The 26,208-nt window shown below is 61.6% G+C and carries 23 protein-coding genes and 1 pseudogene; 13 read left to right on the top strand and 11 right to left on the bottom strand.

The annotated features are described in order from the left end of the window. Positions 1-48: 48 nt before the first annotated feature. The gene (locus tag IVB05_RS24755; RefSeq protein WP_247778518.1) at positions 49-1,365 is read left to right on the top strand and encodes an acyltransferase; all 1,317 of its coding nucleotides are present in this window, start codon (positions 49-51) and stop codon (positions 1,363-1,365) included. Between the two features lie 41 nt (positions 1,366-1,406). Here IVB05_RS24755 and IVB05_RS24760 read toward each other — a convergent pair whose 3' ends face one another. The 7 genes from IVB05_RS24760 to IVB05_RS24790 all read right to left on the bottom strand — a co-directional run bounded on the left by IVB05_RS24760 (position 1,407) and on the right by IVB05_RS24790 (position 7,489). Continuing rightward, positions 1,407-2,366, bottom strand: a complete 960-nt coding sequence (locus tag IVB05_RS24760) for a catechol 2,3-dioxygenase (RefSeq protein ID WP_247778519.1) — start codon at positions 2,364-2,366, stop codon at positions 1,407-1,409. Between the two features lie 147 nt (positions 2,367-2,513). Next, positions 2,514-3,359, bottom strand: a complete 846-nt coding sequence (locus tag IVB05_RS24765; RefSeq protein WP_247778520.1) for a hypothetical protein — start codon at positions 3,357-3,359, stop codon at positions 2,514-2,516. Between the two features lie 7 nt (positions 3,360-3,366). Beyond that, complete coding sequence (locus IVB05_RS24770; protein WP_247778521.1) at positions 3,367-4,059, bottom strand: 4-carboxy-4-hydroxy-2-oxoadipate aldolase/oxaloacetate decarboxylase; 693 nt, start codon at positions 4,057-4,059, stop codon at positions 3,367-3,369. Beyond that, positions 4,056-4,781: a PIG-L deacetylase family protein gene (locus IVB05_RS24775; protein WP_247778522.1), complete on the bottom strand. Its 726-nt coding sequence runs from the start codon at positions 4,779-4,781 to the stop codon at positions 4,056-4,058. The genes IVB05_RS24770 and IVB05_RS24775 overlap by 4 nt, the downstream gene beginning before the upstream one ends. A gap of 54 nt (positions 4,782-4,835) precedes the next feature. After that, on the bottom strand, positions 4,836-5,834 hold the full coding sequence (locus tag IVB05_RS24780) for a tripartite tricarboxylate transporter substrate-binding protein (RefSeq protein WP_247778524.1): 999 nt from the start codon (positions 5,832-5,834) through the stop codon (positions 4,836-4,838). 13 nt (positions 5,835-5,847) lie between these two features. Next, positions 5,848-6,750 (bottom strand): amidohydrolase family protein, encoded by a 903-nt coding sequence (locus IVB05_RS24785; protein WP_247778525.1) that lies wholly within the window; start codon positions 6,748-6,750, stop codon positions 5,848-5,850. Between the two features lie 13 nt (positions 6,751-6,763). After that, positions 6,764-7,489, bottom strand: a complete 726-nt coding sequence (locus IVB05_RS24790; RefSeq protein ID WP_247778527.1) for a TetR/AcrR family transcriptional regulator — start codon at positions 7,487-7,489, stop codon at positions 6,764-6,766. Between the two features lie 122 nt (positions 7,490-7,611). Here IVB05_RS24790 and IVB05_RS24795 point away from each other — a divergent pair, with 122 nt between their 5' ends. From IVB05_RS24795 to IVB05_RS24810, 4 genes are all read left to right on the top strand, one after another. Further along, entirely contained in the window at positions 7,612-8,412 is an 801-nt protein-coding gene (locus IVB05_RS24795; protein ID WP_247778528.1) for a transporter substrate-binding domain-containing protein, read from the top strand. Positions 8,413-8,495: 83 nt separating this feature from the next. Continuing rightward, positions 8,496-9,470 (top strand): tripartite tricarboxylate transporter substrate binding protein, encoded by a 975-nt coding sequence (locus tag IVB05_RS24800; RefSeq protein WP_247778530.1) that lies wholly within the window; start codon positions 8,496-8,498, stop codon positions 9,468-9,470. Between the two features lie 264 nt (positions 9,471-9,734). Continuing rightward, the gene (locus IVB05_RS24805; RefSeq protein WP_247778531.1) at positions 9,735-12,146 is read left to right on the top strand and encodes a hypothetical protein; all 2,412 of its coding nucleotides are present in this window, start codon (positions 9,735-9,737) and stop codon (positions 12,144-12,146) included. 11 nt (positions 12,147-12,157) lie between these two features. Continuing rightward, positions 12,158-13,552 carry a hypothetical protein gene (locus IVB05_RS24810; RefSeq protein WP_247778532.1) on the top strand — a complete coding sequence of 465 codons (1,395 nt, stop codon included), beginning with the start codon at positions 12,158-12,160 and terminating at the stop codon, positions 13,550-13,552. On the opposite strand, the gene IVB05_RS24815 is transcribed toward IVB05_RS24810, so the two are convergent. The 3 genes and pseudogenes from IVB05_RS24815 to IVB05_RS24825 form a co-directional block, all read right to left on the bottom strand. Beyond that, positions 13,542-14,201 (bottom strand): ABC transporter ATP-binding protein, encoded by a 660-nt coding sequence (locus IVB05_RS24815; protein ID WP_247778533.1) that lies wholly within the window; start codon positions 14,199-14,201, stop codon positions 13,542-13,544. The genes IVB05_RS24810 and IVB05_RS24815 overlap by 11 nt on opposite strands. 89 nt (positions 14,202-14,290) lie before the next feature. Next, positions 14,291-15,550: an MFS transporter gene (locus IVB05_RS24820; RefSeq protein WP_247778534.1), complete on the bottom strand. Its 1,260-nt coding sequence runs from the start codon at positions 15,548-15,550 to the stop codon at positions 14,291-14,293. A 110-nt stretch (positions 15,551-15,660) separates the two neighbouring features. Then, a pseudogene (locus IVB05_RS24825) lies at positions 15,661-17,406 on the bottom strand (EAL domain-containing protein); the annotation flags it as partial. Between the two features lie 596 nt (positions 17,407-18,002). Here IVB05_RS24825 and IVB05_RS24830 point away from each other — a divergent pair. The 4 genes from IVB05_RS24830 to IVB05_RS24845 all read left to right on the top strand — a co-directional run bounded on the left by IVB05_RS24830 (position 18,003) and on the right by IVB05_RS24845 (position 23,085). After that, complete coding sequence (locus IVB05_RS24830; RefSeq protein WP_247778535.1) at positions 18,003-19,766, top strand: ATP-binding protein; 1,764 nt, start codon at positions 18,003-18,005, stop codon at positions 19,764-19,766. A gap of 168 nt (positions 19,767-19,934) precedes the next feature. Then, positions 19,935-20,519, top strand: coding sequence for a peroxidase-related enzyme (locus tag IVB05_RS24835; RefSeq protein ID WP_247778536.1), 585 nt, complete (start codon positions 19,935-19,937; stop codon positions 20,517-20,519). 129 nt (positions 20,520-20,648) lie between these two features. Continuing rightward, positions 20,649-20,987, top strand: a complete 339-nt coding sequence (locus IVB05_RS24840) for a hypothetical protein (RefSeq protein WP_247778537.1) — start codon at positions 20,649-20,651, stop codon at positions 20,985-20,987. 1,138 nt (positions 20,988-22,125) lie between these two features. Continuing rightward, positions 22,126-23,085 (top strand): alpha/beta fold hydrolase, encoded by a 960-nt coding sequence (locus IVB05_RS24845; protein WP_247778538.1) that lies wholly within the window; start codon positions 22,126-22,128, stop codon positions 23,083-23,085. A 124-nt stretch (positions 23,086-23,209) separates the two neighbouring features. Here IVB05_RS24845 and IVB05_RS24850 read toward each other — a convergent pair whose 3' ends face one another. Continuing rightward, entirely contained in the window at positions 23,210-23,917 is a 708-nt protein-coding gene (locus tag IVB05_RS24850) for a PEP-CTERM sorting domain-containing protein (RefSeq protein WP_247778539.1), read from the bottom strand. A gap of 107 nt (positions 23,918-24,024) precedes the next feature. On the opposite strand from IVB05_RS24850, the gene IVB05_RS24855 reads away from it, so the two are divergent. The 4 genes from IVB05_RS24855 (at position 24,025) to IVB05_RS24865 (ending at position 26,201) form a co-directional block, all read left to right on the top strand. Then, positions 24,025-24,776 (top strand): IS5 family transposase gene (locus tag IVB05_RS24855; RefSeq protein WP_247778541.1). Its coding sequence is split into 2 segments (ribosomal slippage): positions 24,025-24,355 and positions 24,355-24,776, totalling 753 coding nucleotides; the frame shifts between segments, so codons are not numbered across the junction. A 231-nt stretch (positions 24,777-25,007) separates the two neighbouring features. Then, positions 25,008-25,520 carry a hypothetical protein gene (locus IVB05_RS24860; RefSeq protein WP_346771778.1) on the top strand — a complete coding sequence of 171 codons (513 nt, stop codon included), beginning with the start codon at positions 25,008-25,010 and terminating at the stop codon, positions 25,518-25,520. Beyond that, positions 25,502-25,624 (top strand): hypothetical protein, encoded by a 123-nt coding sequence (locus IVB05_RS43790; protein WP_346771779.1) that lies wholly within the window; start codon positions 25,502-25,504, stop codon positions 25,622-25,624. The genes IVB05_RS24860 and IVB05_RS43790 overlap by 19 nt, the downstream gene beginning before the upstream one ends. Before the next feature lie 283 nt (positions 25,625-25,907). Then, on the top strand, positions 25,908-26,201 hold the full coding sequence (locus IVB05_RS24865) for an acyl carrier protein (protein WP_028346689.1): 294 nt from the start codon (positions 25,908-25,910) through the stop codon (positions 26,199-26,201). Positions 26,202-26,208 lie beyond the last annotated feature (7 nt).

Genomic DNA, 26,208 nt, shown 5'->3' on the forward strand with positions numbered 1-26,208 from the left:
TCTTGCTGACGGAGATACAACCTGAAAGAACCATGGACGAGATGTATCATGCTGGGAACAAAATCTGCGATTGCGGCTCGTTTTGAGGCACTCGATGCGCTGCGCGGCGTCTGCGCGCTGCTCGTGGTCTTGTTCCACGTCCCCGTTTACCATGCTCTTAAAGACATCGGCTCATTCGCCAATCTGCAGTTTTGCGTGGACATGTTCTTCGCCCTGTCCGGCTTCGTGCTCTGTCACGCCTATGGCCAACGTCTCAACGATCGCGCTGAGAGCATTCGTTTTGTGGCGATGAGGTTTGCCCGCCTTTGGCCGTTGCACATCGTGATATTGACCCTGTTCGTCGGACTTGAGACCGGCAAGTTCATCTTCAGCCGCGCCGATACCGCGTTCGCGCTGGATTCCCAAGCCTTTGGTCCGGGTCGCTCGCTCTGGGAGATCGTCACGAACATCCTGTTTCTGCAGTCTTTCAATCTGCACGCTGGATTGTCATGGAATGGCCCCGCCTGGAGTGCGGCCGTCGAGTTCTACGTGTCGATCCTGTTCGCGACAGTGGTCCTGCTTTTCCCGCGCCAGCGCTATGCGATCTTCCTCGCACTTTGTCTGGCGGCCGCGGCGCTGCTCTACCAGGTTTCGCCAGAGGCGCTGTTTGTCTCGTCCGACTGGGGCGTCCTGCGCGCCATGTTCGGCTTCTTCGCGGGCTGCCTGGCGTATCATCTGCGGGAGCGTTCGGACGACCGGCTGACGGCGCCGAATTTATGGGAGGCGTGCTGTGTGGTGCTGGTCATTGCGTTTGCTGCGACCAGACCCTGGGGCCCATCGCATTATGCGTTTCCGCTGCTCGCGATCATCGTCCTTTACGTTTTTTCGTACGATCAGGGCGCCATTTCGAAAATATTGCGTTCGTCCATCCTGCAAAAGCTCGGCTTGTGGTCTTACTCGATCTACATGATCCACACATTCCTGTTTCAGGTGACGAAGATGGGGGTCTCCTTCGTTGGGCAAAAGGCTCATCTCAACCTGGTGGGCTGGCACAATCAGGAGAAGCTGATGCTGCTGGGAACGCCGGAACAGGCGGTGTTGCCGGCGCTCATACTGACCGTGCTGATTGTCCCCGTCGCCGCGCTGACCTATCGCTGGATCGAGAAGCCGGCGATGGACGCGGCCCGAAATCTCCTTTCACCGACCCGTGCGGATTCAACGGCCCCCACCAATCCGGCAGCCTCGTCCGGAATCATCGCGGCAGCGATTGCCGGCCGGATATCGTGGCTGGGCGCGAGATTATTCGTCCGTCCGACGCGGGATTCGATCGAGAAGGGCCTCGACCGGTTGCGCGCCATGTCTAGGCGCAGTACCGCCGGCATGTGACCCGAATCAACGAGGCCGCAGGATAGGCGGTCCGATCGGGCTCAGCCGATCGTGACCGGCGGCGTACCGTGGGTGTGAAACGACTCGATCGTCTTCAGCCCCCACGCCTGGCCCTTCTTGCGCTCTTCCTCGGTCCAGACGATCGGCTTCCAGTCGGGCGCGAGGATCAGGCGGGCGCCGGCGTTGGCGACCTCGACGCGGTTGCCGCCGGGTTCGTAGACATAAAGGAAGAACGTCTGCTGGATCGCGTGCTTGTGCGGGCCGGTCTCGATGTGAACGCCGTTTTCGAGAAAGATATCGGCGGCGCGCAAAATTTCCTCGCGGCTGTCGAGGGCGTAGGTGACATGATGGAAGCGGCCGGCCTTGCCGTAGTGATCGCGGGTATAGGCGAAGTCGTAGCTCTTGTTCGACATCGTCATCCACATCGCGGCTTCGGTGCCGTCGTTGAGCACGATCTGCTCGGTGGTGCGCAGGCCAAGATAGTTTTCGAAGAAGAGCCGGTTGGCCTTGATGTCGACGGCGAGGCAATTGAGGTGATCGAGCCGGCGGACATTGACGCCGCGGGCGGGAAAGCGCTGCGCCTGGTTCTTCAGCGCCGGCTTGAGTTCGGGCGGCGCCTGATACCATTCGGTCTCGTAGTAGAGTTCGACGATATGGCCATCGGGATCGCGGCAGCGGAACGCCGGTCCCTGCCCCATGTCGCCGTCAACCCAGCCGATGTCGAAGCCCGATCCCTTCAGCGCGGCGACGCGGCGCTCCAGCGCCTGCGGGCTGCGGGCGCGCAGCGCCATGTGCTCCATGCCCGATGTTTTCGCGGCCGTCAGCTTGAGCGAATAGCGCTCGTAATCGTCCCAACCGCGCAAATAGACCGACTCGTCTTTTCGTCCGCTGACGGTCATGCCCATGACGTCGACGAAGAATTTCAGGCTCTCGTCCGGCTTCGGCGTCAGCAATTCCATGTGGCCGAGATGGGCGAGATCGAAAATCGGCTCGGGGGTCATTGTGTTGCTCCTGATCGCTAAAGTTTCTCGGTTCGTCATCCCCCGCGAAAGCGGGGATCCAGTACGCCGCGGCTTCTCGGTCGAGCACGAACGTCTCTGGAATACTGGATCGCCCGCCTTCGCGGGCGACGACTGCTGTGCGGATGGCTACCTAAGCGCCCGCGTCACGTCGTCGAACAGTTCATCCACCGAGAACGCACGCGGAATGAGTTTTTGCTGCGCGGAATAGCTGATGATCAGTTCCAGCGAACGCTGCATCTCGGCTCGGTCAAAATGCGGCGCGGCGGATGAAGCGGCAGCAGATTCGGCGAGCAGCCGATGGACCTCCCGTACCACGTCCGGATTCTTGTCGGACAGTGCCTGGCTCACCACCACCATGTGATTGATCGGCACCACCTTGTTTTTCTCGAACCAGGCTTTCTCTTCCGCAGCGACATCGGCAAACAGCGGCTTCAAATCCGCATGATCCGATTTCTCGCCGAGCACCGCATCGAGTTCGCCGTCGATCAGCATCTGGATGATCTGCTTGCCAGCGCCCGCCCGCTTGGTCGTATCCACGAATTCGGCGACATGGGCGTCCTCGAAGGTCACCCAGTCGATCGAACCGAGATCGACGCCGTAATCGTTGGCAAGAATGCCGCGCAGCCATGCACCGGTCGTGGTGGTGAATGAGCGAATACCGACGCGCTTGCCGTTGAGGTCGCGCGGCGCGAGCTTTCCCGCTCTTGCATTGTAAAGCGCGTGCCCATGCTGGAACCGCGCCAGCACGATATCCGGCAACAGCACCATCGGCTTCTCAAAAGACTTCGCCATCAGATAAGTGACGATCGCCATTTCCGAGACGTCGAACGCGCCTTCACGGACCATCGGCTTGAAGCCTTTGTTGGTCGGCGAATAGTCGGCAAAGTCGAACTGAACCAGGTCGGATTTGACCGACCCGTTCTTGAGCGCGGCCGTGCCGGGATGGTCGCCGAGCAAGGTCCGCAGGCGCATCACCACCTCACTCCTCCTCCAGCTCGTCGACATAGACGAGCCCGGCTTTCGCCAGCGGTTCGCGCATATTGTACATGTCGAGGCCGAGGACGCCCGCGGCGAGCTTTTGGCGTTTGCCGTCTTCGTCGGCGATGCGCTTCTCGCCCTTGGTTACAACATCGGCCGCGTCCTTGCGTCCGATCACCACCACACCATCGTCATCGGCAACGACTACATCGCCCGGCACCACGTTGATCCCGGCGCAGACCACGGGCACATTGACCGCGCCCAGCGTCGCCTTCACCGTGCCCTTGGCCGAGATCGCCTTCGACCACACCGGAAAGCCCATTTCGCGAAGCGATTTGGCGTCGCGAACGCCAGCATCGATGACGAGCCCCTTGACGCCGCGCGCCATCAGCGAAGTCGCCAGCAGATCGCCGAACATGCCGTCGGTGTTGTCGGTGGTACAGCCGACCACCAAGACGTCGCCGGGCTTGCACTGCTCTACCGCGACATGGATCATCCAGTTGTCGCCGGGCTGCGCCAGTACGGTCACGGCGGTGCCTGACGTCTCGGCCCCGCTCCAGACCGGACGAAGATAGGGCTTCATCAGCCCGAAGCGGCCATAGGCCTCATGCGCGGTGGCGACGCCGAGCGCACCCAGCCGTTTGACGAGCTCGGCATCGGTTCGCTTGATGTTGCGGACGACGACGGTCTTCATGCCAGTTCCTCCATCGCCATCGGGAACAGCCGCTGATAAGCCTCGCCATAAGTCATCGGCTTGCCCGTATTGCGGCCGCCCTGCACGCCCCGCTGCAGCGCGACCCGCTCATAATAGGCCCACAGGTGCTTTTGCGCGGCGAGAATTTCGAACGTCTTGCGTTTGATCTCCCAGACCTCGTCGATGTTGAGGATCACCTGCGGCTTGAAATTGCACATCTCCGGCTGGTGTGGCTCGAACAAGAACACCGGCGGCGCCGAATAGGTGTATTTGGCGCCGGGCTTGTGCCCCATCGCCTGCGCGACCACGCGGGTTTCCTGAGCGAAGTGCGCGGCGTTCGGATGATCGAAATTATAGGGATCCTCCAGCGCATGGGTCAGCACGAAGGATGGATTGAGCTCGCGGTAGATATCGACCATGCGGTCGAAATGCGCCTCGTTAAGCCGCAACGGATAATCGCCTGCGTCGAAGAATTCGATTTCCGCACCCAGCATCTCCGCCGCACGCTGCGCCTCGTCGCGCCTTCCGGCCTTGACCTTCTCCATCGTCGCGCCCGCCTCCTTCCAGGCGAACTGGCTCTCGCCACGCTCGCCAAACGACAGGCAGGCAATCTTGACGCGATAACCTTTCTTCACATGCAGCGCGATCGCGCCGCCCGCGCGCCAGACGAAATCGCCGGGATGCGCCGTGACCACCAGGCCCGTTTTGCCAGCATTGCTCATGATCTGGATTTCCTCCTTCGCTTCTACTTGCTGCCGGTCGCACGGGAAGCGCGGCTATTGCTTCGCTATTCCCGCCCGTTCGATCACCGCGGCCCATTTGTCGATATCGGCCTTCAGCCGGTCGAGGATCTCCTCGGGCGAACTGGCCTTGGCCTCGATGCCGAGATCGAGTGCGCGCTTCTTTAGCTCCGGCATGCCGAGCACTTCGCGCAGCGCGGCGTTGAGGGTCTTGATCACCTCCGGCGGCGTGCCCTTGGGTGCAAAAATCGCGTTCCAGGACCGCGCCTCGAAATCGCCGCCACCCGCTTCCTTCACCGTCGGCACGTCAGGCAGGAACGTGGTCCGGATCGTGCCCGAAGACGACACCGCAATGGCCGCCTTGTCGGCAACATGCGACTGCACCGCGCTGTAATTCTCGATCGCCATCTGGATATCGCCGCGCAGCAGCGCGATCAGCACATCCGGCGAGCTGCGGAACGGCACGATGGTGACATCGACACCGGCGGTCGATTTGAACAATTGCGCCGCAAGATTCTGGGTCGACCCGACATTGATGGTGCCGACATTGAGCATGCCGGGTTTTGCCTTGGCCGCCTTGATGAATTCAGCCAGTGTCGTATATGGTGAGCCGGCTTGCGTCACGAAGATGAAGTCGAAATATCCCATGCTCGAAACCGGAGCGAAATCGGTCACCGGGTTGAACGTCAGGTTCTTGAACAGCGACACGGAAATCGCGGAGCCGTTAGAGAACAGCGCCAGGGTATAGCCGTCCGCGGGCGCGGACAGCACGGCACGCGCGGCGTTGATGCCGCCGGCGCCCGCCATGTTCTCGATGACGAAGCGCTGGCCGAGCTTTTCGCCGAGTTTTTCGGTAACGAGCCGCGCCGTGACGTCGGCAACCCCGCCCGCGCCGAACGGCAGGATCAGCCGCACCGGCCTGTTTGGATAATTCTGCGCGTCGGCGATTTGCGGCAGGAACAACGCCGCCACCAGCATAGCCATCCCGGCGAACGACACGCCGCGCCGGCTCAGGGTGTATCGCTTGTCCGCCATCGCACGCGCTCCTTCAAAACTCGAACAATCGCGCCGGATTGTCGACCAGGATCTTCTGCTGCAGCTCGGGCTCCGGCGCAAACAGCGGAATGAGGTCGACCAGATCGCCGTCATTGGGCATCACCTTCACATTGGGATGCGGCCAGTCGGTCCCCCAGATCACGCGGTCCGGCGCGGTCTCGACGATACGGCGCGCGAACGGCACCGCGTCGTGGAACGGCGGGCCGCCGGATGACACGCGCTCGCAGCCGCACACCTTGACCCAGCATTTCTCATCCCGCGTCATCAGGTCAATCAGCGTCCGGAACGGAAGCTGGTCGAGACCGTCAGACGCCTTGACGCGCCCCATGTGATCGATGGTGTATCGAACCGGCAATCTTGCCAGCATCTCTGCATATTCAGGCAGGTCGATCGCGTCGAAATGCAGATCGATATGCCAGCCGAGCGGCGCAACCATCGCGACGATGCGATGGAAGGCTGCCATGTCGGGCACCCCGCCGAGATGGCGCACGAAGTTGAAGCGGCAACCGCGGAAACCGCCTTCGTGCAGTTCGCGAAGGCCACGCTCGGTGATGGTATCGTCGATATTGGCGACGGCGCGAAAGGTTCCGTTGCTTACGGCGATGGCATCAAGCGCCACGCGGTTGTCGGTGCCGTGCACGCTGGCGTTGACGATGACGGCGCGGCCGATCCCGATCTTCCTGTGCAGCGCCCGGAAATCCTCCAGCGGCGCATCGGGCGGCGTATAGGGCCGTCCCGGCGCGTAGGGGTATTTGTCACCGGGGCCGAAGATGTGGGTATGCGCGTCACACGCCAGCGCCGGAAGTTTGAATTTCGGCGTTCGCGTATCGGGATCGGGTCCGGGAATCGTCGGCTTGTGCATGGTGCCTTCTGCAGTGTTTTGGTCGCGCTTCATGGCGTCGCGATATTCATGAAGTCGAATTTTCTTTCCGCTTTCCAGCAAGGCCCTTTGCAGGCGGCTGGGTGGGTTTCGCCTGGCGTGAGGCTGTGTCGAGATGATCTACATCTGACGCCTGCAACGAGGCGACCGTCGACGCGACGAGTTGCTCGATCGCTTCCGCCATATCGGCGCCATCAGCTTCGCCGCGCGACAGCCGCGTGACCCGCTCCGGGCTGACGAGGGTATAATAGAGTGCGCCGAGCAGGAACTGCGACCGCCACACGATCGTCGTCCGCGGCAGATGCGGCAGACTTTCCTCGATCGCCTCGATAAAGGCGTTGGTGGTGTCGTCGAAGATCTCCGCGATGATGCGCCCCACCACGGCGTTGCCTTCGGCCGACATCACGGCCCTCAGCCGCGTGAAGCGCGCCCCGCCGCCGGCGAGGTCGCTGCTCGATGAAAACGCCGGCTGCACATAGGCCCGCACGATCGCCTCCAGCCGGTCCTGAACGTCGCGCACGCGCCGTGCCGCCACCAGCAACTCGATGCGGCGCTTGTTCATGGGACCGCAATGGCGCTTGTAGATTTCAAGCAGCAAGCCGTCCTTGCTCTTGAAATGATAGGTGATGCTGCCCGGATTGGCGCCGGCCTCCAGCGCGATGTCGCGGATCGACACGGCATTGAAGCCGCGCGTCGAGAACAACAGCTCGGCCGCACTCAGGATGGCTTCCCGCATGTTGGGATTTCGCGTCATGGGATTTGCTTTCCGCTCTCGACTTTTGTACGTTTGTACAAAATATCAGGTCTAGTCAACAAACATCTGGGTGGTGGGCAGCCACCGCGACTGGCCCCGGGATGACAAGGGAGAACCGCCGGATGCGTCGGATCATCGTTGCGTTTCTGATCGTTGCCGGCGCACTGGCCTGGCGTGGCGTCGGCCCTGCCATCGCGGCCGATCCGGAACCGCGCCTGATACTGGCGCCAACAGGCGTCTTGCGGGCCGGACTCTATCAGGGCACGCCGACCTCGATCCTGCCGGATGCCGGATCGGGCGGGCCGCGCGGCGTCGGCTACGATCTCGGCAAGGAGCTCGCGCGCCGGCTTGGCGTCCCCTATGAGCCGATCGTGTTTGCCAGAAACGCCGACGTCCTCTTCGCGGTCAAAGACGGAAGCCTGGACGTCGCCTTCACCAATGCTACGGCGGTGCGGGCGCGGGATATGGATTTCGGCCCGCCCTATCTCGAAATCGAACTCGGCTATCTCGTCCCGCACGGCTCCGAGCTGACAACGCCGGCGGAGGTAGATGCACCGGGGCTGCGCGTCGGCGTGACCGCGGGCAGTTCGTCCGACGCCACCCTTTCGCGCGACTTCAAGCATGCTCAGATCGTTCGCGCCGCCACTTTCGATGTCGCGATCGAGATGATGGCGACCGGCGCGATCAATGCCTACGCGACCAACAAGGCCACGCTGTTCGAAATGGCGGAGAAACTGCCGGGGTCGAAAGTCCTCGAAGGCCGCTGGGGGATCGAGCGGCACGCCGTCGCCATTCCCAAGGGACGCGAGCAGGCAATGGCTTTCATCCGCCAGTTCACGAATGAGGTGAAGTCGGAAGGCGTGGTCGGCGCAGCAATCGCACGCGCCGGATTGCGCGGCGCCATGATTTCGGCCGCGGAGTAGCGACCTCGCAACTGGCGCGCACGAACGAGGTGCGACGCATGAATTTCTCAAATGATACACCCAACAAGGAAGGATTTCGCCTCATGTCCCCACGCAGAACAATCATCCGCAGCATCGCGGCCGCCCTGTTTACGCTGGCCGGCACCAACGTTTATGCGGAGCCGTTCCCGACCAGGCCCGTGCGCATCCTGGTGCCCTACGCCGCCGGCGGCGCCGTCGACGTGCTGGCGCGCACGCTCGGGCAATCGCTGTCGAAGACGTGGGGGCAACAGCCGGTGATCGAAAATCGTCCGGGCGCCGGCGGGACAATCGCCTCGCAGGCGCTCACGCAATCGGCGCCGGACGGCTACACGCTGATCCTGGTGGCAAGCGGCCATCCGCTGAACCAGTTCTTCTATCCAAAACTGCCCTACGACACCTTCAAGGATTTTACCGCCATCAGCGCGATCGCCTATTCGCCGCTGGCGATCGTGGTGTCCAAAAACAGCCCGGTGAAGAATTTGCAGGAGTTGCTGGCGACCGCACGCGAAAAGCCGGAGTCATTATCGTACGGCATGTCCGGCAACGGCACCTCGGCCCATCTCGCCGGTGAGCTTCTCAACTACATGGCCAAGGTCAAGATCCAGGCGATCCCCTACAAGGGCGGCGCCCCTGCCCTCACCGCCGTGATATCAGGCGAAATTCCGATGAGCGTCAATCCGCTGCCCGAGGTCGTCGGCCAACTCGAAGGCAATGCGGTGCGCGCACTTGCGGTGACGACGGCGCAGCGCTCGAAGGCATTGCCTGACGTTCCCACGATCGCGGAGGCAGGCATCCCCGGCTATGACGCCTCGGTCTGGTGGGGTTTTCTCGGCCCCGCCGGCATGGCGCCTGACCTGGTCGCCAAGATCCACGCCGACCTCGCCGCCGCGCTGAAGGATCCGGTGGTTCTGACCGCGCTGGAAAAGATGGGCGCCACGCCGGTTGGCAGTTCGCCAAAGGATTTCGACGCCTTTATGCGCGCCGAGGCCGCGAAGTGGGAGCCGGTGCTGAAAGAGGCGAATATCAAGATGCAGTGAGGTAAGGTGGCTGGCCAAACGCGCCGGCCGCCGCTCACCCGATCGGGTGACGCGCATCGGCCCCCGGCGCTGCTTCCGCCCGGCTGACAGGTGTCCCGAAATCCATGACGCTGCCCGACTGAAGGCGACGGCAACGGCAAGCCTCTTTGCCGGACCCGAAATCTTTGCTACAGCAATCGTAACTACTTTAGCGTGCATTCATTTTTTACGACATTTCACGGGGCTCACACAAAGGCCCCTTGCGTCCTATCGGGAGCGACCCGGATGGCGAAACGTTTGAGCAAGCAGAATACGAAAAAGCCAGCACCGAAGCCCACTACTGCAAAATCGAGCTCCGGCAGGGAGTTCGTCACGATCCGCGCGCAAAACGGCGTGCTGGTGGCGAGACCCGATCACCCGGAGCGTCTTCCGCGTCTGGCGCAGCAGTGGAACTATATCCTGCGCGCGCGGGCGCGGTGGGCCTCCGACCCGGATCTTCGCTGTACGATCGGTGACCGGGCTCTCGAAGACCTCAACAGCATCGGCGTCCATCGCGACTTTCTCCGGCAACTGGCCCTTGTCGACCGCATCGAAGTCGAATTGCACGACTGGGACCGCAGCGACGCCGACGAAACCCGAATTCACGAAGCCGCCGCCGAACTCCCCTGGGAGTACCTGATCAGCGCCGCGACCCGCAGCGAGGGGCGTTTTCAATCCCTGCTCATTACGCGTCTCTTCCGCAACGGTTCGCCGGCCGTCATTCCGCGCCCTCCCGAGCAGGTTTTGTTCGTCGAGAGCGCGCCGGGCCGGCTGAAGGACACATACGTATTTGGCGACGAGGAGGATCGCATCCGGGCGGCCGTGGGCGCGACCGGGCCGTTTGAAGACGACATGCTGATCAAGAAAACGTCGCAGATTGCCGAGCTGAGAGAGGAAGTAGAGAAAGACAAGTGGGATGCAATCCACGTCACTGGCATCGATGCGCATCAGGCGGGCTGGTTCGTCAAAGGATTTTACGACGTTTTTCCGAAGGAGAAGCCGGCTATCTGGAACGACATTGCCACCGCGTCCGGCCGTCTTCTTGATGGAATGGTACTCCGTGAGGCGGGCGAGAGCGAACGTCCCGTCCGCTACGACGGCCCTAATGGATTGGCCGACATTCTGGTGAGTTCAAAGAAGCCGCCCTACGTCGTTACCTTGAATCTGTTCTATTCAGGAGCGCACACGGCCCGCGAACTGGTCGCCAAGGGCGCCCATGCCGCCCTTGGATTTCTCGACGAGATCGACGACGAACTGGCTGAGCTTTTCTTTCAGGCCTTCTATTGGGCGTGGTGCCGGCCGCAAAAGGATAGCAGTCCTCTCACCATCCCCGAGGCGTTTCAGGCGGCTTGGCAAAAAATGCCGAGCAGTGATCGTCTGCACGGTACGGGCATCGTGATCTGGATGGGGCGGAGCATATTCGATCCGGCAGGTGCGTCGCGAAAGAGCGTCCGGTCGAGACTGTCCGCGAAGGCCAAAAAGGTGGAGGCGAAGAAGCTGGAAGAACGCCGGCTTGCTCATCTGCAACTACTCAGGAATACCGCGATCGACAAGCTGATCCTGGTCGACCTCGGCGTCGGGGCTGAGGTCAATTATTCGTTGCTGCACAATAGCCGGCAACTCCTTTCCAAACTCACCCTGACCAAACTGGTGGAAGGTCCGCTCGAGGACATCGCAGTACATGTCGAGCTTTACGTCGGCGCCGAGAGCTACCCGTATCGACAGACGATTGCGGTGCTCAACGAAGTGCAGCTCGCGTTGGCATCGCAAGTGATGATTCCGCTGACCGCGAGCCTCTCGCGCGCCTTGCGCGAGCGCGTGCAATCGACCGTCTACGTCAAGGTAACCTGTGGGGGACGCACGGCCTGCGAGGAGACCCGGCGTGTTACCCTCATCCCCGTCGATGAGTGGCTCGACGACACCGAGAACAATCCCTGGCTGCCCTCGTTTGTGCTGCCGAGAGATCCGGCGATTCTCAAGATCATTAACTCAGCGCGCCGATACCTGATCGGGATCGCTGACGATCTGGGCGCAGGCTTTGACGGCTACCAACAGGAAGATCCGGACGCTGTCGACAAGCAAGTGCAGTCGGTGTGGACTGCTCTCGTTAGTGAGTACCGATTTCAGTATATCAATCCGCCGCCGGCCTATTCGAACAAGACGCAACGCCTGCGCACGCCCAGCGAGATCGTCGGGTCCAACTCGGGCACATGCATCGATCTTGCGCTGCTGCTCGCATCTTGCCTCGAGTACGTCGGCATATATCCGGTTCTCGTTCTGCTGACGGGCCATGCTTTCGTAGGCTATTGGCGATCGGACAAGGTTCATGACGAAGTCTTTGCCACGGTGAAAAAAGTGCCGGCGACGGTACCGGCCGTGGGAGATAAGGTCGCGCGCGACGCTGGATTGCCCTATGTCGATCGATATGGATGGCGTCTGACCACGCTGAATTACGCCGAGGTCATGGCCTATGTGATGTCGGGCGATCTCATCATGTTGGAGGCCACCTTCCTGACAAATGGCAGCAATTTCAGCGATGCCAAGACGGAGGGTCGAGCGAACCTGCGCAGTCGAAAAGAGTTCGACAGCCTGCTCGACGTTCAACTTTCCCGCGCCGCATCGCCGCCGGTCACCCCTCTTCCGATCATCCACGCGTGACGGAATCGAACATGCCCCAACACATATTCGAAGATCCCACAAGGTTTCAGCCGCAACTCAAGGCCCTGGAAGAACACAAGGACATCTTCAAGGACTTATACGTGGAGTACAGGCCGGACGATGAAACGGTCAGCGGGCTGAGGCGGCGCCGTCGCCGGGCCGGCAACACGCCGGAGAATCCGATCAAGACCGTTTCACTGGTGGAGGAGGATGGCGTTCTCTTCTGGCGCGACGGCGTCCCGGCAAGCGGCTCCACGCTGCGTCGCAGGCGGGCACGCGCCGGTTTGCCCGCAGCCCCCGACGGCACCTTGGTGCTCGCCAAACAATTTCCTGTGCTCGCCCCGAACAAGGTAACCGCGGGAATCGGCACCATCGACCAGCACCTCAATCCATCGATCCTGACTACACTCCGTTCGCGATTACGGCCATTGCGACGGCAGCCCAACGACAAATTTGTTCTTGATGCGACCGATATCTCCGGGCCATTTACCGGCCGGACGCTGATGTTCGTACATGGGACCTTCTCCAACGCCGACAATATGCTCGGAGAGTTTGCCGCCACGCCTCATGGCAAGGCATTCCTCAATGCGGTTCACAGCGGCGAGCGGAAATATGACAATATCGTATTCTTCGAGCACGCGACGCTCGCGGTAAGTCCGGTCATCAATGCGCTCGAGCTCGGACGGTTCATGGCCGGCTCATCGGGGCAGATCGATGTCATCGCGCATAGCCGCGGAGGACTGATCGCCCGTTGGTGGCTGGAGGCGTTCGGGAAGTCGCTTGATCTTTCGCCCGACAATCCGGTGCGCGTGGTTTTTGCCGGCTCGCCGCTGCACGGCACGTCGCTGGCGGCTCCCGACAAGCTGCAGCATGCCATGAGCCTGTTTTCAAACATCGGCACGTTCGCTGCAGGCACGATGAAGCTTGCCGGCGGCGCCAATCCGTTCCTTTGGGTCGCGAGTTCGTTGATCGAGGTGATCGTGTCCGTGACCGGTGCACTCGCCAACACTCCCCTGCTCGATGCATTGGTTGCGCTGATCCCCGGGCTTTCCGGCCAATCGAGGGTCGAGAACAACCACGAACTCAACCTGCTTCGGCTCGGCCCCTGCGCCGTAAGTCCGATGTATTACGTGGTCAAATCGAACTTCGAGACAGACAATCCGGGGTGGATGTTCTGGCAAAATTTTCGCAAGGATCGGATGGGCGATCTCGCCGCCGATATCGTCTTTCCTGGTGATAACGATCTCGTCGTTGACACCTTTTCAATGACGGAACTCGGCGAACTCAATTTCCCTCTCAACGTGCAGGACGTTTGTGACTTCAAGACCTCGAAAATCGTCTGGCATTGCAACTATTTCAGGCAGCCGGAAACTGTCACTTTCATTACGAACAAATTCAACGGATAGCGGGGACCGAAAATTCCTCCGAATGCTGCCTGAATAGCGCGCGTAATTTTCTGCGCAACGGCATCAGCGCCCGCGAAGCCGCGCCCAGCTCGCCGGAAGGCGCCACGATATAGGCTTGTACCTCATCCGGAATGACGTGGCGGGCATAGCCCGCCTTGGCCAGCTTCTCTTCGAGCGCTGATGTGTCGTAGCCACGCATCGCATCGCGCACGGCCTGCCGGTAGTCGTCATCGATGAAGAACAGCGCATGTGCGAGTTCGTGGGTAAGGGTCCCCTTCTTGCCGCCGTCGTAGATTCCGATGACGTAGAAGTTTCCCTGCAGATTTCTGAACAAGGCGAGCAGCCGCTTTTCCTTGCGGGTCAGCGGATCGAATTTGCCCTCGTAGAAGGGCTGGAAGGCGGTCGATGGGACGTTGAAGCCCGACCAGTCCTGAAAGTAGGTAAAGGCGCCGTTCTCGGCGACGTACCAGTCCATGTACTGTTCGAGCGTGAATATCCGGCCGTGAAACTGCGGCGACTCGTAATGTTCCTGCACGCGCAGGAAGGTCGACGTCAGCTCATACTGGGTCTTGAACCGAAGCAGGTAGATGCCGTCGGCGACCTTGTGCTTGGTGATCGCGGTTTTCCGCTGCGGTGTACGTTTCGCCATGGCCTGTCCCGAGCCTGCCACGGACCAAGTGCCCCCGCAATCGGAAGTTCCCCCTGGTCGACGGGACCGCGCGATCCGAGGCTGCCTGCCTACCGTGCATTCGCCGGCGCGTGCAGGTGCCACAGATCGGCGCGCCAGTGCAGCACGATCGCCAGCATCAGCGCGAGGCCGGCCGCCGCGTAGAGTGTTCCGGTCGCCGCAAATCCGATCTCGTCGATCAGGCTGCCGGCGGCCAAGAGGCCGATCGGCAGGCCATAGATCACCATCATGCGCACCCCCATCACCCGGCCGCGGAAATTCTCGCTCGCGGTCCGCATCAGGATGACGGCGATCGAGATCATGGCGAGGCTTTGCGAAAAGCCCGCCACCACCAGGCACAGGATCGCGGTCGGCACCGTCTGCATCTGCACGAAGATCAGCAAGGTCGCATACCAGACGACGGTGGCGCCGATCATCAGCCGCGCCACCCGGATATCGCGGATCAGGCTCAACACGATCGAGCCGGCCAGCGAGCCGATCGCGAAACTCGCTGACAGATAACCCAGCCCGGTCTGGTTGGTGCCGTAAATCGCCTTGGCGATGTAGGGCAGCAGGCCATTGGAGAGTGGATAGGCCGTCAGGTTGGCCAGGAATGCGACCCACAACGCAGCCTGCATCCGCGGCGTGGTCCAGACGTAGGCCACACCTTCCTTGAGGTCGCGCAGCGGCGAACGCTGCAGCGCCTCGCTGGCCGCCTCGCCCGCGAGTTGCGGCTTTGCCGGCGCCACGATGCACAGCGTCAGCGCGGTCGCGGCAATATAGAGGCAGACGATCGCCACATAGGCCGGGCCCATGCCGAGCGCGGCAAACAATCCGGCACCGCTCAACGCGCCGGCGATGCGCGCGGTATCCATCGTCGTGCGCGAGATGCTGATCGCCCCGATCAACTGGCCATGCGGCATGATGCTAGCAACCAGCGCACCGCGCACGCCGAGGTCCGATGGGCGGACGATGCCCATCACGGCCGCGACCATGAAGACGTAGACCGGTGCAAGGTGGCCCGACAGCGCCAGCGTCATCAGCACGGCCGCCAGCACCGCGTAGGTCGCCCGCATCATCGCCAGCAGATCGCGGTGACCGATCCGGTCGCCGGCAACGCCGAACATCGGCGCTACCAGCGTACCGACATAGCCGAGCGAGGCGAACAGAGTGAGCAGCAGGACCGACCCGGTCTCGACCAGCACGTACCAGCCCAGAATGAGCGTTTCCATCTCGAACGCCCACGAGGTGAGCAGATCGGCCGGCCATTGAAAGCGATAGTTCCTGACGCGGAATGGTGCGAGCGCGGAAGGCGGCGCTGGATCGTTCAAGATGCGTTGTCGCGATTCATCGCGGTCCACCCTGCCCTGTTTCTTGTTATGCACAACTGGATAGCAAGCCGCGCCCGGCGTTTCAAGCAGCCGACTTCAAGCAGCAGACTTCAAGCAGCAGACATGGCCCTGCCGCGGTGCGTGAGCAACAACCGCCTCATGTCAGCGGCCGATATCGCGGGACTGAACAGGTAGCCCTGCATCTCGGTGCAGCCGAGGATATACAGCAGATTCCGCTGCTGCTCGGTTTCGACACCCTCCGCCGTCGTCGTCATATCGCTCGCGGCCGCGATGTTCACCACGGCCTGGACGATGGACGAGGATGCGCCCGGACCGGCGATATCCTTGATGAAGGAGCGATCGATCTTGATCTTGTCGAACGGGAAACGCTGCAGGTAGCTGAGCGAAGAATAGCCGGTGCCGAAATCGTCCAGCGCGATCCGAACACCCAGCTTGCGCAGCTGATGCAGCATGTCGAGCGCCGCCTCGTCGTCGCGAATGAGCACGGCCTCGGTGATCTCGAGCTCCAGCCTGCTTGCCGGAAGGCCGCAAGCCGCGAGCGCCGCCGCCACGTTCAACGCCAGCGACTGGCTCCTGAACTGCACCGGTGAGACGTTGACCGCGACGCGGACATGATCCGGCCAGGTGACGGCCTCGGCGCAGGCGGCATTGAGCACCCACAGGCCGAGCTGATTGATCAGGCCACTGTCTTCCGCGATCGGGATGAATTCCGCCGGCGAGATCATGCCGCGTTCGGGATGCCGCCACCGCAACAGCGCCTCGCAGGAACTGACCTTGCCGTCCTCGATATTCACCACCGGCTGATAGTAGATCTCGAGGCTACCGTCGCTGATCGCCTGACGCAGCTCGAGCTCCAGGCTTCGCCGCGCCTTGGCGCGCTGATCCATGCCGGCTTCGAAGAAGCGGTAGGTCCGCCGTCCGTCGCCCTTGGCGCCGTACAGGGCGAGGTCCGCATTCCTCAACAAATGGTCGAGGTCCACCCCGTCGTCGGGGGCAAGCGCTATGCCGATGCTGGCATCGGTGCTGATCAGGTGCCCCATGCATTCAAAGGGCTGCCTGATCGCCGAATGGATTTCATCAACGAGCCGAGTGGCTTCCGACCGGTCCTTGATAGCCATTTGAATGACGGCGAACTCGTCGCCGCCGAGACGAGCCGCCACATCGGCGCCTCCCAGGCAGCCGCGCAGGCGCTCGGCGACGCCCTTGAGCAGCTCGTCGCCGGTCGGATGGCCCAGCGCATCGTTGACGCTCTTGAACTCGTCGATGTCGATATAGAGCACCGCCAGTTGCTCGCCCGGCCGGAGCGCTTCGAGCGCCTGTTCGAGCCGTGCGCGGAACAGGATCCGGTTCGGCAGGTCCGTCAATCCGTCGAAATGCGCCAGATGCGCGATCTTCTCGTCGGCGCGCGTGCGCTCCGTGATGTCTTCGATCGTGGCCACCCAGCCGCCGCCCTTCAGCGGCCGGTTGATGATCTCGATCGCCCGGCCGCCCGGAGCCTGCGTGAGTTGACGCGTGGCTTTACCGAGCGACACCGTTTGGATGATCGCGTTGCAGAACGCGTCGACGTCGCCATCGAACGATCCGGTTTCCTTGCGGTGGGCGATCAGCCGCTGCATCGTGCAGCCGGGCTTGGCCACGTCGGGCGACAGTCCGAACATGTCGAGATAGGGCTGGTTGCAAATGATGATCCGCGCGGATGCATCATAGAGAACAAGGCCTTGCGGGATATTGTTCACGGCAATCGAGAGCTGGCGCCGCTCGGCCGCCAACCGCCGGTCGGTCAGCCGGCCACGCCGCAGCAGCAGTCCGGCGGCCACGGCCAACACGGCGACGAGCGCCAGCAAGAGGCGTTCGCGAAGACTCCATCCCGAGGTCGCGATGTCGCCGACAACCGCCGCCGCGAGCAGCACGCAGCAGGCCGCAAGCAGTTTGACCGTTCCGCCCCCTTGCGCAGAACCGACCGAACCGCCCGATATTTGATGACCGCCCTCGTTGCTCACCCGACATGCCCTGGAATGCGACAAGCGTCCGCACGAATGGAACCCAGACAACTGATCGCGCGCCCCGCGGTAGTGTTACGCAGCACTGATGGAAGGCGCGTTACAACTTGCGGTTAGCGATCGGTTACCCTGCACACGTGCTGGCTCCAATCCGCGATCCGGCATCGGAGGTTACCGAGACACGGCCGGCGGGCCGCTGCTCTCGTGCGAGGTGGTAAACGAATGATTAATCCGACGCCGGCATCGCGCGCGACCGCAAATGCAAGAAAGCCCTTATTTTCCGGCGTAACTGACACCCGACGGCGCTGACGCGGCTCCGTCGCGAAAACGATTCCTGACCGAGATGTCGCGGATTTAGCTGATACGAATCCTCTCCGGCTTAACCGTTTCGCTAGCCGAGGCCGCCCATAATGGGGGTCAGACCCCAATTCATGAGAGCCAGGTTCAACACCGTGACATCCTTCGGACGTGTGATTTCCGTGCGCGGCTCCCTCGCCCGGGTCGGACTTGTGGCCGCGGGCCCGATGCCCGTCACCGAAGCGCGCGCCACCGTCGGCCGCTTCATCAGTATTCGCTGTGCGGCGGCCACCACCATCATTGCGATGATCACCGAGGTGTCGTGCGAGAACCAGACGAGCTCCGATGAATACATGGCGACCGCGTCGGTTGACCTGCTCGGCGAGATTTCCGGCGGGGACCGCCCCAAGTTTCAGCGCGGCGTGACCAACTATCCGACCATCGGCGATGCCGTCGACCTCGTCACCGCCCAGGACCTCCGCACCGTCTATGCGCCGAGCGGGTCGGACCAGATCAATGTCGGCACCCTGCAGCAGGACCGCTCCGTGATCGCCTATGTCGATGTCGAGGAGATGCTTTCGAAGCACTTCGCGGTGCTCGGCTCCACCGGCGTCGGCAAATCGACCAGCGTTTCGCTGCTGCTCAACGAGATTCTCAAGGCGCGGCCGAACCTGCGGGTATTCCTGCTCGACGTCCACAACGAGTATGGCCGCTGCTTCGGCGATCGTGCGCTGGTGCTCAATCCGCGCAACCTGAAACTGCCGTTCTGGCTGTTCAATTTCGAAGAAATCGTCGACGTGCTGTTCGGCGGCCGCCCGGGCGTGCCCGAAGAGCTCGACGTTCTCGCCGAAGTCATCCCGATGGCGAAGGGTCTCTACACCCAGTACCAGAACTCCGACCGGCTCGGGCTCAAGCGCATGGACCCGAAGTCTGGCGGCTACACCGTCGATACGCCGGTGCCCTACCGGCTGACCGATCTGATCTCGCTGATCGATGAACGGATGGGCAAGCTGGAGAACCGCTCCTCGCGCATCATCTATCACAAGCTGATTTCGCGCATCGAGACCGTGCGCAACGATCCGCGCTACACCTTCATGTTTGACAACGCCAATGTCGGCGGCGACACCATGGCGGAGGTGATCAGCCATCTGTTCCGCCTGCCCGCCAATGGCCGGCCGATGACCATCATGCAGCTCGCCGGCTTCCCCGCCGAAGTCGTCGATTCGGTCGTGTCGGTGCTGTGCCGCATGGCGTTCGATTTCGGCCTGTGGAGCGACGGCGTGTCGCCGCTGCTGTTCGTTTGCGAAGAGGCGCACCGCTACGCCTCGGCCGACCGCAACATCGGTTTCGGCCCGACCCGGAAAGCCGTTTCGCGCATCGCCAAGGAAGGCCGCAAATACGGCGTCTTTCTCGGCCTCGTCACCCAGCGTCCGGCAGAACTCGACGCCACCATTATCTCCCAGTGCAACACGCTGTTTGCGATGCGGCTTGCCAACGACCGCGACCAGGCGCTGTTGCGCTCGGCGGTCTCGGACGCCGCCGCGAACCTGTTGTCGTTCGTGCCCTCGCTCGGCACCCGCGAAGTGCTGGCCTTCGGCGAAGGCGTGGCGCTGCCGACGCGCCTGCGCTTCAAGGAGGTTCCGGTCCACCAACTGCCGCGCAGCGAAGCCACCATCGCGTCCGTGCCGTCGGTCACCGCCGGCCACGACATGCATTTCGTCTTGGCCGTGCTGGACCGCTGGCGCGGCGCCACCTCGAATCGTGACACGCCAAATGATCCCGGCATCATCGACCGGCCCGCCGCCCGCGTCATGACGCCGGTGGAAGCGCCGATGCTGCAGCCCTCGATGGGGCTGGACCCCGACCGGTTCTCGCTCCTGAAGAAGCCGCTGCGCTGAGGCCGGAGCATGATCCGGAAAAGTGGATACCGGTTTTCCGAAGAGATCATGCTCAAATAGAAGAATCAGCGTTCGCGCGAATTCTTCGCGCGAACCGGTATCCACTTCGCCGCAATACGATATATGGTCCCGGCAACGCCGCCTCGCGGCCTCAGCCGGAACCCTTCCATGAGCAAGCCCGCCACCAAACGATTTCAGCCGCCCGCCATCGACAGACTGCCGGAGGATATCCGCACCCGGATCCTCGCGGTGCAGGAGAAATCCGGCTTCGTCCCGAACGTCTTCCTGACGCTCGCTTATCGTCCTGACGAATTTCGCGCCTTCTTTGCCTATCACGACGCGTTGATGGAAAAGGACGGTGGGCTGACCAAGGCCGAGCGCGAGATGATCGTGGTGGCGACGTCCGCCGCCAACCAGTGCCATTACTGCGTGATCGCCCATGGCGCGATCCTGCGCATCCGGGCCAAGAACCCTGTCATCGCCGACCAGATCGCCGTCAACTACCGCAAGGCCGACATCACGCCGCGCCAGCGCGCCATGCTCGACTTTGCTATGAAGGTGAGCCAGGAGGCCAACCAGGTTTCGGAGGCGGATTTTGCGGAAGTTGCCGGCCACGGCTTTAGCGATGACGACATCTGGGATATCGCAGCGATCGCAGCCTTCTTTGCGCTGTCGAACCGGCTGGCCAATGTCACCGCGATGCGCCCGAACGACGAATTCTACATGATGGGGCGGCTGCCGAAGCAGGGCTGAGCCGGCTTGCTGGCGCCCGGTTCCAGGCATTGCGGGATGGGATGGCTGTCCTGCGGCCGGCAACATTTCATGTTGGAAGTGCTGCCGCCGTGCTAAGAATGGTGCAGGATTTTTCGCGGATCGGCGGCAGTGAAAACCCAGCGGCCCATTATTACCGACGATGAGCACGTCGTGCTCAAGTTCCGGCCGCGCACCTCCGCCCACCCGCCGAGCGGACGGGAAGAAACCAGCCAGGCCAACGCGTCGCCGGCGGCGAACGATCTGTCCCGCTACGAGCGGCCGCGCGACGAGGGCGACGATTTCCGTCATCGCATGCTCGCCAATGTCGCAGCACTGGCGTTCACCGTGGCATTGACCGCCATCGGCATCTGGCTTGCCGTGAGCATCGCTGACCTCCGCAAGACCCAGGACTGCGTGCTGATGGGCCGCCGCGACTGCGCGAGAATTTCGGTGATGCCGCAGGGGTAATGAGGCGGGATCGTCACGGCAAACCGCTCGTCATACCGCGCATGCGGGGGAATCCAGTACGCCGCGGCCTATCCCCGTCATTGCGAGCGTAGCGAAGCAATCCATCGCACCGCTTGCTGAGCCATGGATTGCTTCGTCGCATTCGCTCCTCGCAATGACGGCGTACACCATGGCTGGCTCTCTCTTCTCGTCATTCCGGGATGCGCCACTTGGCGCAGGCCCGGAATCCATTTCTCTACCTGTTCCGCGGCTCGATGGATTCTCTGATGTGCAATCGCACATCATAGCTCGCGCTTCGCGCGCCCGGGAATGACGGCTGACTACGAGCGCGCGTTCTCGCGGCGCGACTTGCGCCCGAGGTTTGCATGAACCTTGTCCCTCCTGAGAGGGAGCAGGGAATGCCGGGTGCTTGCTGCACCCGCGGTCTCGTGTGCAATGTGCACGAGGAAGTGCGCACACGAGCATACAGGTACAGCCGGAGCACTCCGGCATTCCCTGCGCAATGGTTTGACGGCTTATGCCGCGCTCTCCCTGGAGACGAATTCGTCTTGCCTCCATCACTGCCGGCTTGATGGCTCAATCGATCCGGTTGGATCAACTTCACCACCGACAGCTTGGCACCAGCCACGGGTGTCGGGACCACACGGTTTTGCCGTACGCTTCAGCGCCGTACGTCTGCACGCCGGATTTTCGCTCACAAGATAAACTTGCCCTGCGACTCCATCTGCGCGCCGACGCTGCAGCGTCCACCGCAACCCGTCCCAACGTTCGTGACGATGGCCAACGCCCCTCTTTCGGGACGGGATAGCGGATTTGTAGGACTGATTTGGGGTGGCAGCGAAGCGGATTATTTTTGCAACCGAGACTGGACGGGGCAAATCAGCTTGAAGTTGTTGGAGAAAATCGTCCCATCGCGCACGCGCGAAGAGCCGCAGGCACCAGCCGGTGGGCATCATCCGCATTGTACCAATCGAACCGGGCGAGAATTAGGTGCACCGTCTCGGGAATTCCCGTTACGTTAGGTCAGGGCAAAACAAAGAACACTTGGGAGGCGACATTGAATCTTTCGATCGCTGCAGCAGGCTTCCTTCTCGCAACTCTCGTTTCGATTCCCGCACTGGCACAGACGAGGGCTCTGGTGACTGAAGAGATGATGGTCAAGACGGCCGATCCCGGCATCGAAATATATGTCCGCAACAAACGTCCAGCGGACATGACCTCGTTCCGGCCGGAGCAGACCGTGCTCTACGTCCACGGCGCGACCTACCCTTCCGAGACGGCGTTCGACCTCAAGCTCGATGGCTTGTCCTGGATGGAATACATCGCCTCCCGCGGCTATGACGTCTGGCTTCTCGACCTGCGCGGCTATGGCAAATCCACGCGCCCCAGCGAGATGACCGACAAGCCGGAAGCCAATGCGCCGATCGTGACCGGCCAGACCGCGGTCAAGGACATCGGCACCGCCGTCGACTTTATCCTGCAGCGCCGCAACATTCCGCGTCTCAACCTTCTCGGCTGGTCGTGGGGCACGACGCTGATGGCGACCTACACCACGCAAAACGCATCGAAGGTCGAACGTCTCGTCCTCTACGCACCTTCCTGGATTCGGCAGACGCCCTCGCTGGTTCAGGCAGGCGCCGGCAAGCTTGGCGCGTACCGGATGGTCAATCGCGATCAGTCGAAGGAGCGGTGGTACACCGGCGTGCCCGAGGACAAGAAAGCCAATCTCATTCCCGCCGGCTGGTTCGACGCCTGGGCGGATGCGACATTCACAACCGATCCGGTCGGCGCCCAGATGACTCCCCCGGTCGTTCGCGCCCCCAACGGCGTCGTGCAGGACAGCGCCGAATTCTTTGGCGCCGGCAAACCCTATTACGATCCCGCCAAGATCACGGTCCCGACATTACTGGTCGGCGCCGAATGGGACCGCGACACGCCGCCCTACATGGCACAGACCCTGTTTCCGCTTTTGGTGAACTCGCCGGGAAAACGCTACGTCGCGCTGGCCGAGGGAACGCACACCATCATCATGGAGCGCAATCGGCTGAAGCTGTTCGAAGCAGTCCAGGCGTTTCTGGATGAGGCGAAGCGGTCTTGACAAAATCCGGTGCTTCGCCGCCGGAATGACGATGACAACCCATGGGTGTAGGGCGGATTAGCGACAGCGTAATCCGCCGTTCCGACCGTGGCCCGCGTCGTTGACGCAGAAGTGGCGCGGCGGATTACGCCTGCGAGTAGTCTACACTACGAGCTACGAGCTTACGTCGTCGATAAGCCATGAAGCCTGTTCCGGTGAAACCGAGGAGCATCATTGCCCACGTTGACGGCTCTGGTATGGGCGTGATGAATCCGTTCAATCGAAAGATCGCATCCTGATTGCGCGGAATTGCGAACTGAGGATTGTCAGGGTCGGGGCCGTACTGAATCAACGAATTATCCCTGTTTGGATTAAACGCCCCGAGCCAGGTGAATTGCTCGGTCACAGAGGGCCCGTGGATCGATATCCAGTAGGTACCCACACCCAGCGTCCAATTCGGCACCTGCACAGTATTGAAACTGGACTGCAGGCCGGTGTCGACCTCGGTGATCGCCGCACTCGCGAAGGTCGCCGAATGCAGGTTAGCTCCATAGGGTGCGAGAGCAATCTCGATCACTGCGCCGAGTGTAAACGCGTCTGATCGCAACCCGATCCATCGGATTGATTGAATGGTGGATGGGAGCGCCAAACTGAATGAATCCCAGACTTGATATCCGGTGTTGCCGGCCGAACAAGGATCGCACCAGTGTGAGCCCTGCCCCGGCCCCGGGGCGGGATTGTCGAAAAGGATTATCGCTTTTGCAGGTTGAATGAGAAAGACGAAACTAGCAGCAAGCGCCGCCAAGAAGTTCTTCATAGTTCGCAATCGCTTGCATTCAAAATCTGGTTTCACGGCCCCCTCCAAATTTACTTATTAAATACAAATAAATGTATCGGACAAACTAGGGTCTGTTGAGATTCAGGATTCCACCTGAGGCTTGGTTGTGATTCAAGCTTTAGATGGAGCGATTCGTACTGAGAGATGCCCAATGGGCGAAGATGGAGCCGCATTGTCTGGGGAAGCCGACGGACCCCGGACGCAGCGGAAGCGACAATCGCCGCTTCGTTGAAGCGGTACTTTGGATTGTCCGGACGGGAAGCCCGTGGCGTGATCTTCCGCCGTCCTTCGGCAACTGGAACACTGTTTTCAAGCGTTACCGCGACTGGGTTAAAGCGGACGTCTTCACCAGGCTTTTCGAGGCCTGCTCGGATGCGCCAGACATGGAATACGCCATGGTCGACGCCACCATCGTCAAGGTCCATCGCCATGGACAGGGCGCAAAAGGGGGTCTCAGAGCCAGGCCATCGGCCGTTCCAAAGGCGGCGTGACAACAAAAATTCTGGCGCTGACCGACGCGCTGGGCAATCTCGTCCGCTTCGTTCTCCTGCCCGGCCATCGTTTCGATACGGTGGGTGTCGCTCCGCTCATCGACGGTCTCATCTTTGAGGGTTTCATCGCCGACAAGGCCTTCGACAGCAATTCCATCATTGCCGATCTCAACGAGCGCGGCGCCAAGGTCGTCATCTCACAGCACCCACGGCGCGCCTCGCCGCTGCCGATTGACGCGGAAATCTATAAGTGGCGCCACCTGATTGAAAACTTCTTCTGCAAGCTCAAGGAATTCAAACGCATCGCCATGCGCGCAGACAAAACCGATCAGAGCTTCGCGGCAAATATCCATCTCGCCGCAGCCGTCATAAACTCCCGATGAATCTCAACAGACCCTAGATAGCAGCAACGCTGAAAATCGGTTTTGTTACGGCGCTTTGATTCCTGTCCCGCAGCGCAACATTTCCCGGGTGAGGATCGCAGTCCGGCTCGTAGGATGGGTGGAGCGCGGCGATGTCAATCAATTGCGGCCTGAGACGTCGATGGGTTTCGCTGCGCTCTACCCATCCTACGGGCCTGGACACAGCGCACCAACAACCGACCAGAGACGAACGTGGCCAAGATCGATTTCAAGAAGAAGCTTTCAACGCTCTACAGTGCACCTAATGGCAGTTTTGCTACCGTCGACGTGCCGGTCATGAAATTCGTCAAGATCAACGGCAAAGGCGACCCCAATCGCGATCCAGCCTACAAGGCTGCCATCGAGTGGCTGTACTCCGTGAGCTACGCGATGAAATTTGCCAGCAAGACCAAATCGGAAAAAGACTACGTCGTTCCGCCCCTCGAAGGCCTTTGGTGGGCTGACAATCCCGACGATTTTGTCGGGCGCCGGAAGCATCTGTGGCAGTGGACGATGATGATCATGGTGCCCGACTTCGTCGAGCGATCCCTATACGAGGCTGCCCTGGCAAGGTCGCGGGACAAGCTCGGGGAGCCTCCGGTCTCGCTGCGCCTTGAGCCATTGGACGAAGGGCGGTGCCTGCAGACGCTGCATATCGGAGCTATGACGACGAAGGCCCGACGCTCGCCAGGCTTCACAACGAGATTATGCCTGCGACGGGGGTGACGTTTGCCGGGCCACATCACGAGATCTACCTGAGCGATCCACGCAAGACGCCACCGGAAAAGCTCAAGACGATTCTGCGGCAACCGGTCAGAAGCGCTGGCTGAAGGCTATGCTGTGAGACGGCGATGGGTTTCGCTGCGCTCTACCCATCCTACGGACCTGTGTCATCATCGACCGGCTCTCCTCGGACCGGCGATCCCGCCCCCAAACCGGCCATTTTTGTCCCATAATCGATCCCCGCCCGAACGCCCCGCCTCCATTGAACTCAAGGCCCCGCTCCGATATACGGGCTGTCGACTCCGGCCGAGGAAATTGGGCCCTCCGCGGCGCTGCGCCCCGCCTCCTCAAGCCGCTCCAGATTAGCTCCAATATATCAAAGGCTTAATGATGTCTTCCACATTCGATCAGATCGCCAACATTATCGCGGAAACCTGCGACATTCCGCGCGACACGATCAAGCCGGAGAGCCACGCCATCGACGATCTGGGAATCGACAGCCTGGACTTCCTCGACATCGCCTTTGCCATCGACAAGGCGTTCGGGATCAAGATGCCGCTCGAAAAATGGACCCAGGAGGTCAACGACGGCAAGGCCACGACCGAGCAGTATTTCGTGCTGCAAAATCTCGCCGATCGCATCGACGAACTGGTCGCCGCCAAGAATGCAGCGCCGGGCGCCTAGTCGCCCG

It is taken from the genome of Bradyrhizobium sp. 170, assembly GCF_023101085.1.
Taxonomy (GTDB): domain Bacteria; phylum Pseudomonadota; class Alphaproteobacteria; order Rhizobiales; family Xanthobacteraceae; genus Bradyrhizobium.

Coding starts and splice junctions, on each gene's coding strand:
- IVB05_RS24795 (WP_247778528.1), top strand. CDS start 7,612: ATGCGTCGGATCATCGTTGCGTTTCTGATCGTTGCCGGCGCACTGGCC.
- IVB05_RS24790 (WP_247778527.1), bottom strand. CDS start 7,489: ATGACGCGAAATCCCAACATGCGGGAAGCCATCCTGAGTGCGGCCGAG.
- IVB05_RS24775 (WP_247778522.1), bottom strand. CDS start 4,781: ATGAGCAATGCTGGCAAAACGGGCCTGGTGGTCACGGCGCATCCCGGC.
- IVB05_RS24770 (WP_247778521.1), bottom strand. CDS start 4,059: ATGAAGACCGTCGTCGTCCGCAACATCAAGCGAACCGATGCCGAGCTC.
- IVB05_RS24785 (WP_247778525.1), bottom strand. CDS start 6,750: ATGAAGCGCGACCAAAACACTGCAGAAGGCACCATGCACAAGCCGACG.
- IVB05_RS24805 (WP_247778531.1), top strand. CDS start 9,735: ATGGCGAAACGTTTGAGCAAGCAGAATACGAAAAAGCCAGCACCGAAG.
- IVB05_RS24815 (WP_247778533.1), bottom strand. CDS start 14,201: ATGGCGAAACGTACACCGCAGCGGAAAACCGCGATCACCAAGCACAAG.
- IVB05_RS24760 (WP_247778519.1), bottom strand. CDS start 2,366: ATGACCCCCGAGCCGATTTTCGATCTCGCCCATCTCGGCCACATGGAA.
- IVB05_RS24755 (WP_247778518.1), top strand. CDS start 49: ATGCTGGGAACAAAATCTGCGATTGCGGCTCGTTTTGAGGCACTCGAT.
- IVB05_RS24865 (WP_028346689.1), top strand. CDS start 25,908: ATGTCTTCCACATTCGATCAGATCGCCAACATTATCGCGGAAACCTGC.
- IVB05_RS24800 (WP_247778530.1), top strand. CDS start 8,496: ATGTCCCCACGCAGAACAATCATCCGCAGCATCGCGGCCGCCCTGTTT.
- IVB05_RS24830 (WP_247778535.1), top strand. CDS start 18,003: ATGAGAGCCAGGTTCAACACCGTGACATCCTTCGGACGTGTGATTTCC.
- IVB05_RS24765 (WP_247778520.1), bottom strand. CDS start 3,359: ATGCGCCTGCGGACCTTGCTCGGCGACCATCCCGGCACGGCCGCGCTC.
- IVB05_RS24780 (WP_247778524.1), bottom strand. CDS start 5,834: ATGGCGGACAAGCGATACACCCTGAGCCGGCGCGGCGTGTCGTTCGCC.
- IVB05_RS43790 (WP_346771779.1), top strand. CDS start 25,502: ATGCCTGCGACGGGGGTGACGTTTGCCGGGCCACATCACGAGATCTAC.
- IVB05_RS24810 (WP_247778532.1), top strand. CDS start 12,158: ATGCCCCAACACATATTCGAAGATCCCACAAGGTTTCAGCCGCAACTC.
- IVB05_RS24835 (WP_247778536.1), top strand. CDS start 19,935: ATGAGCAAGCCCGCCACCAAACGATTTCAGCCGCCCGCCATCGACAGA.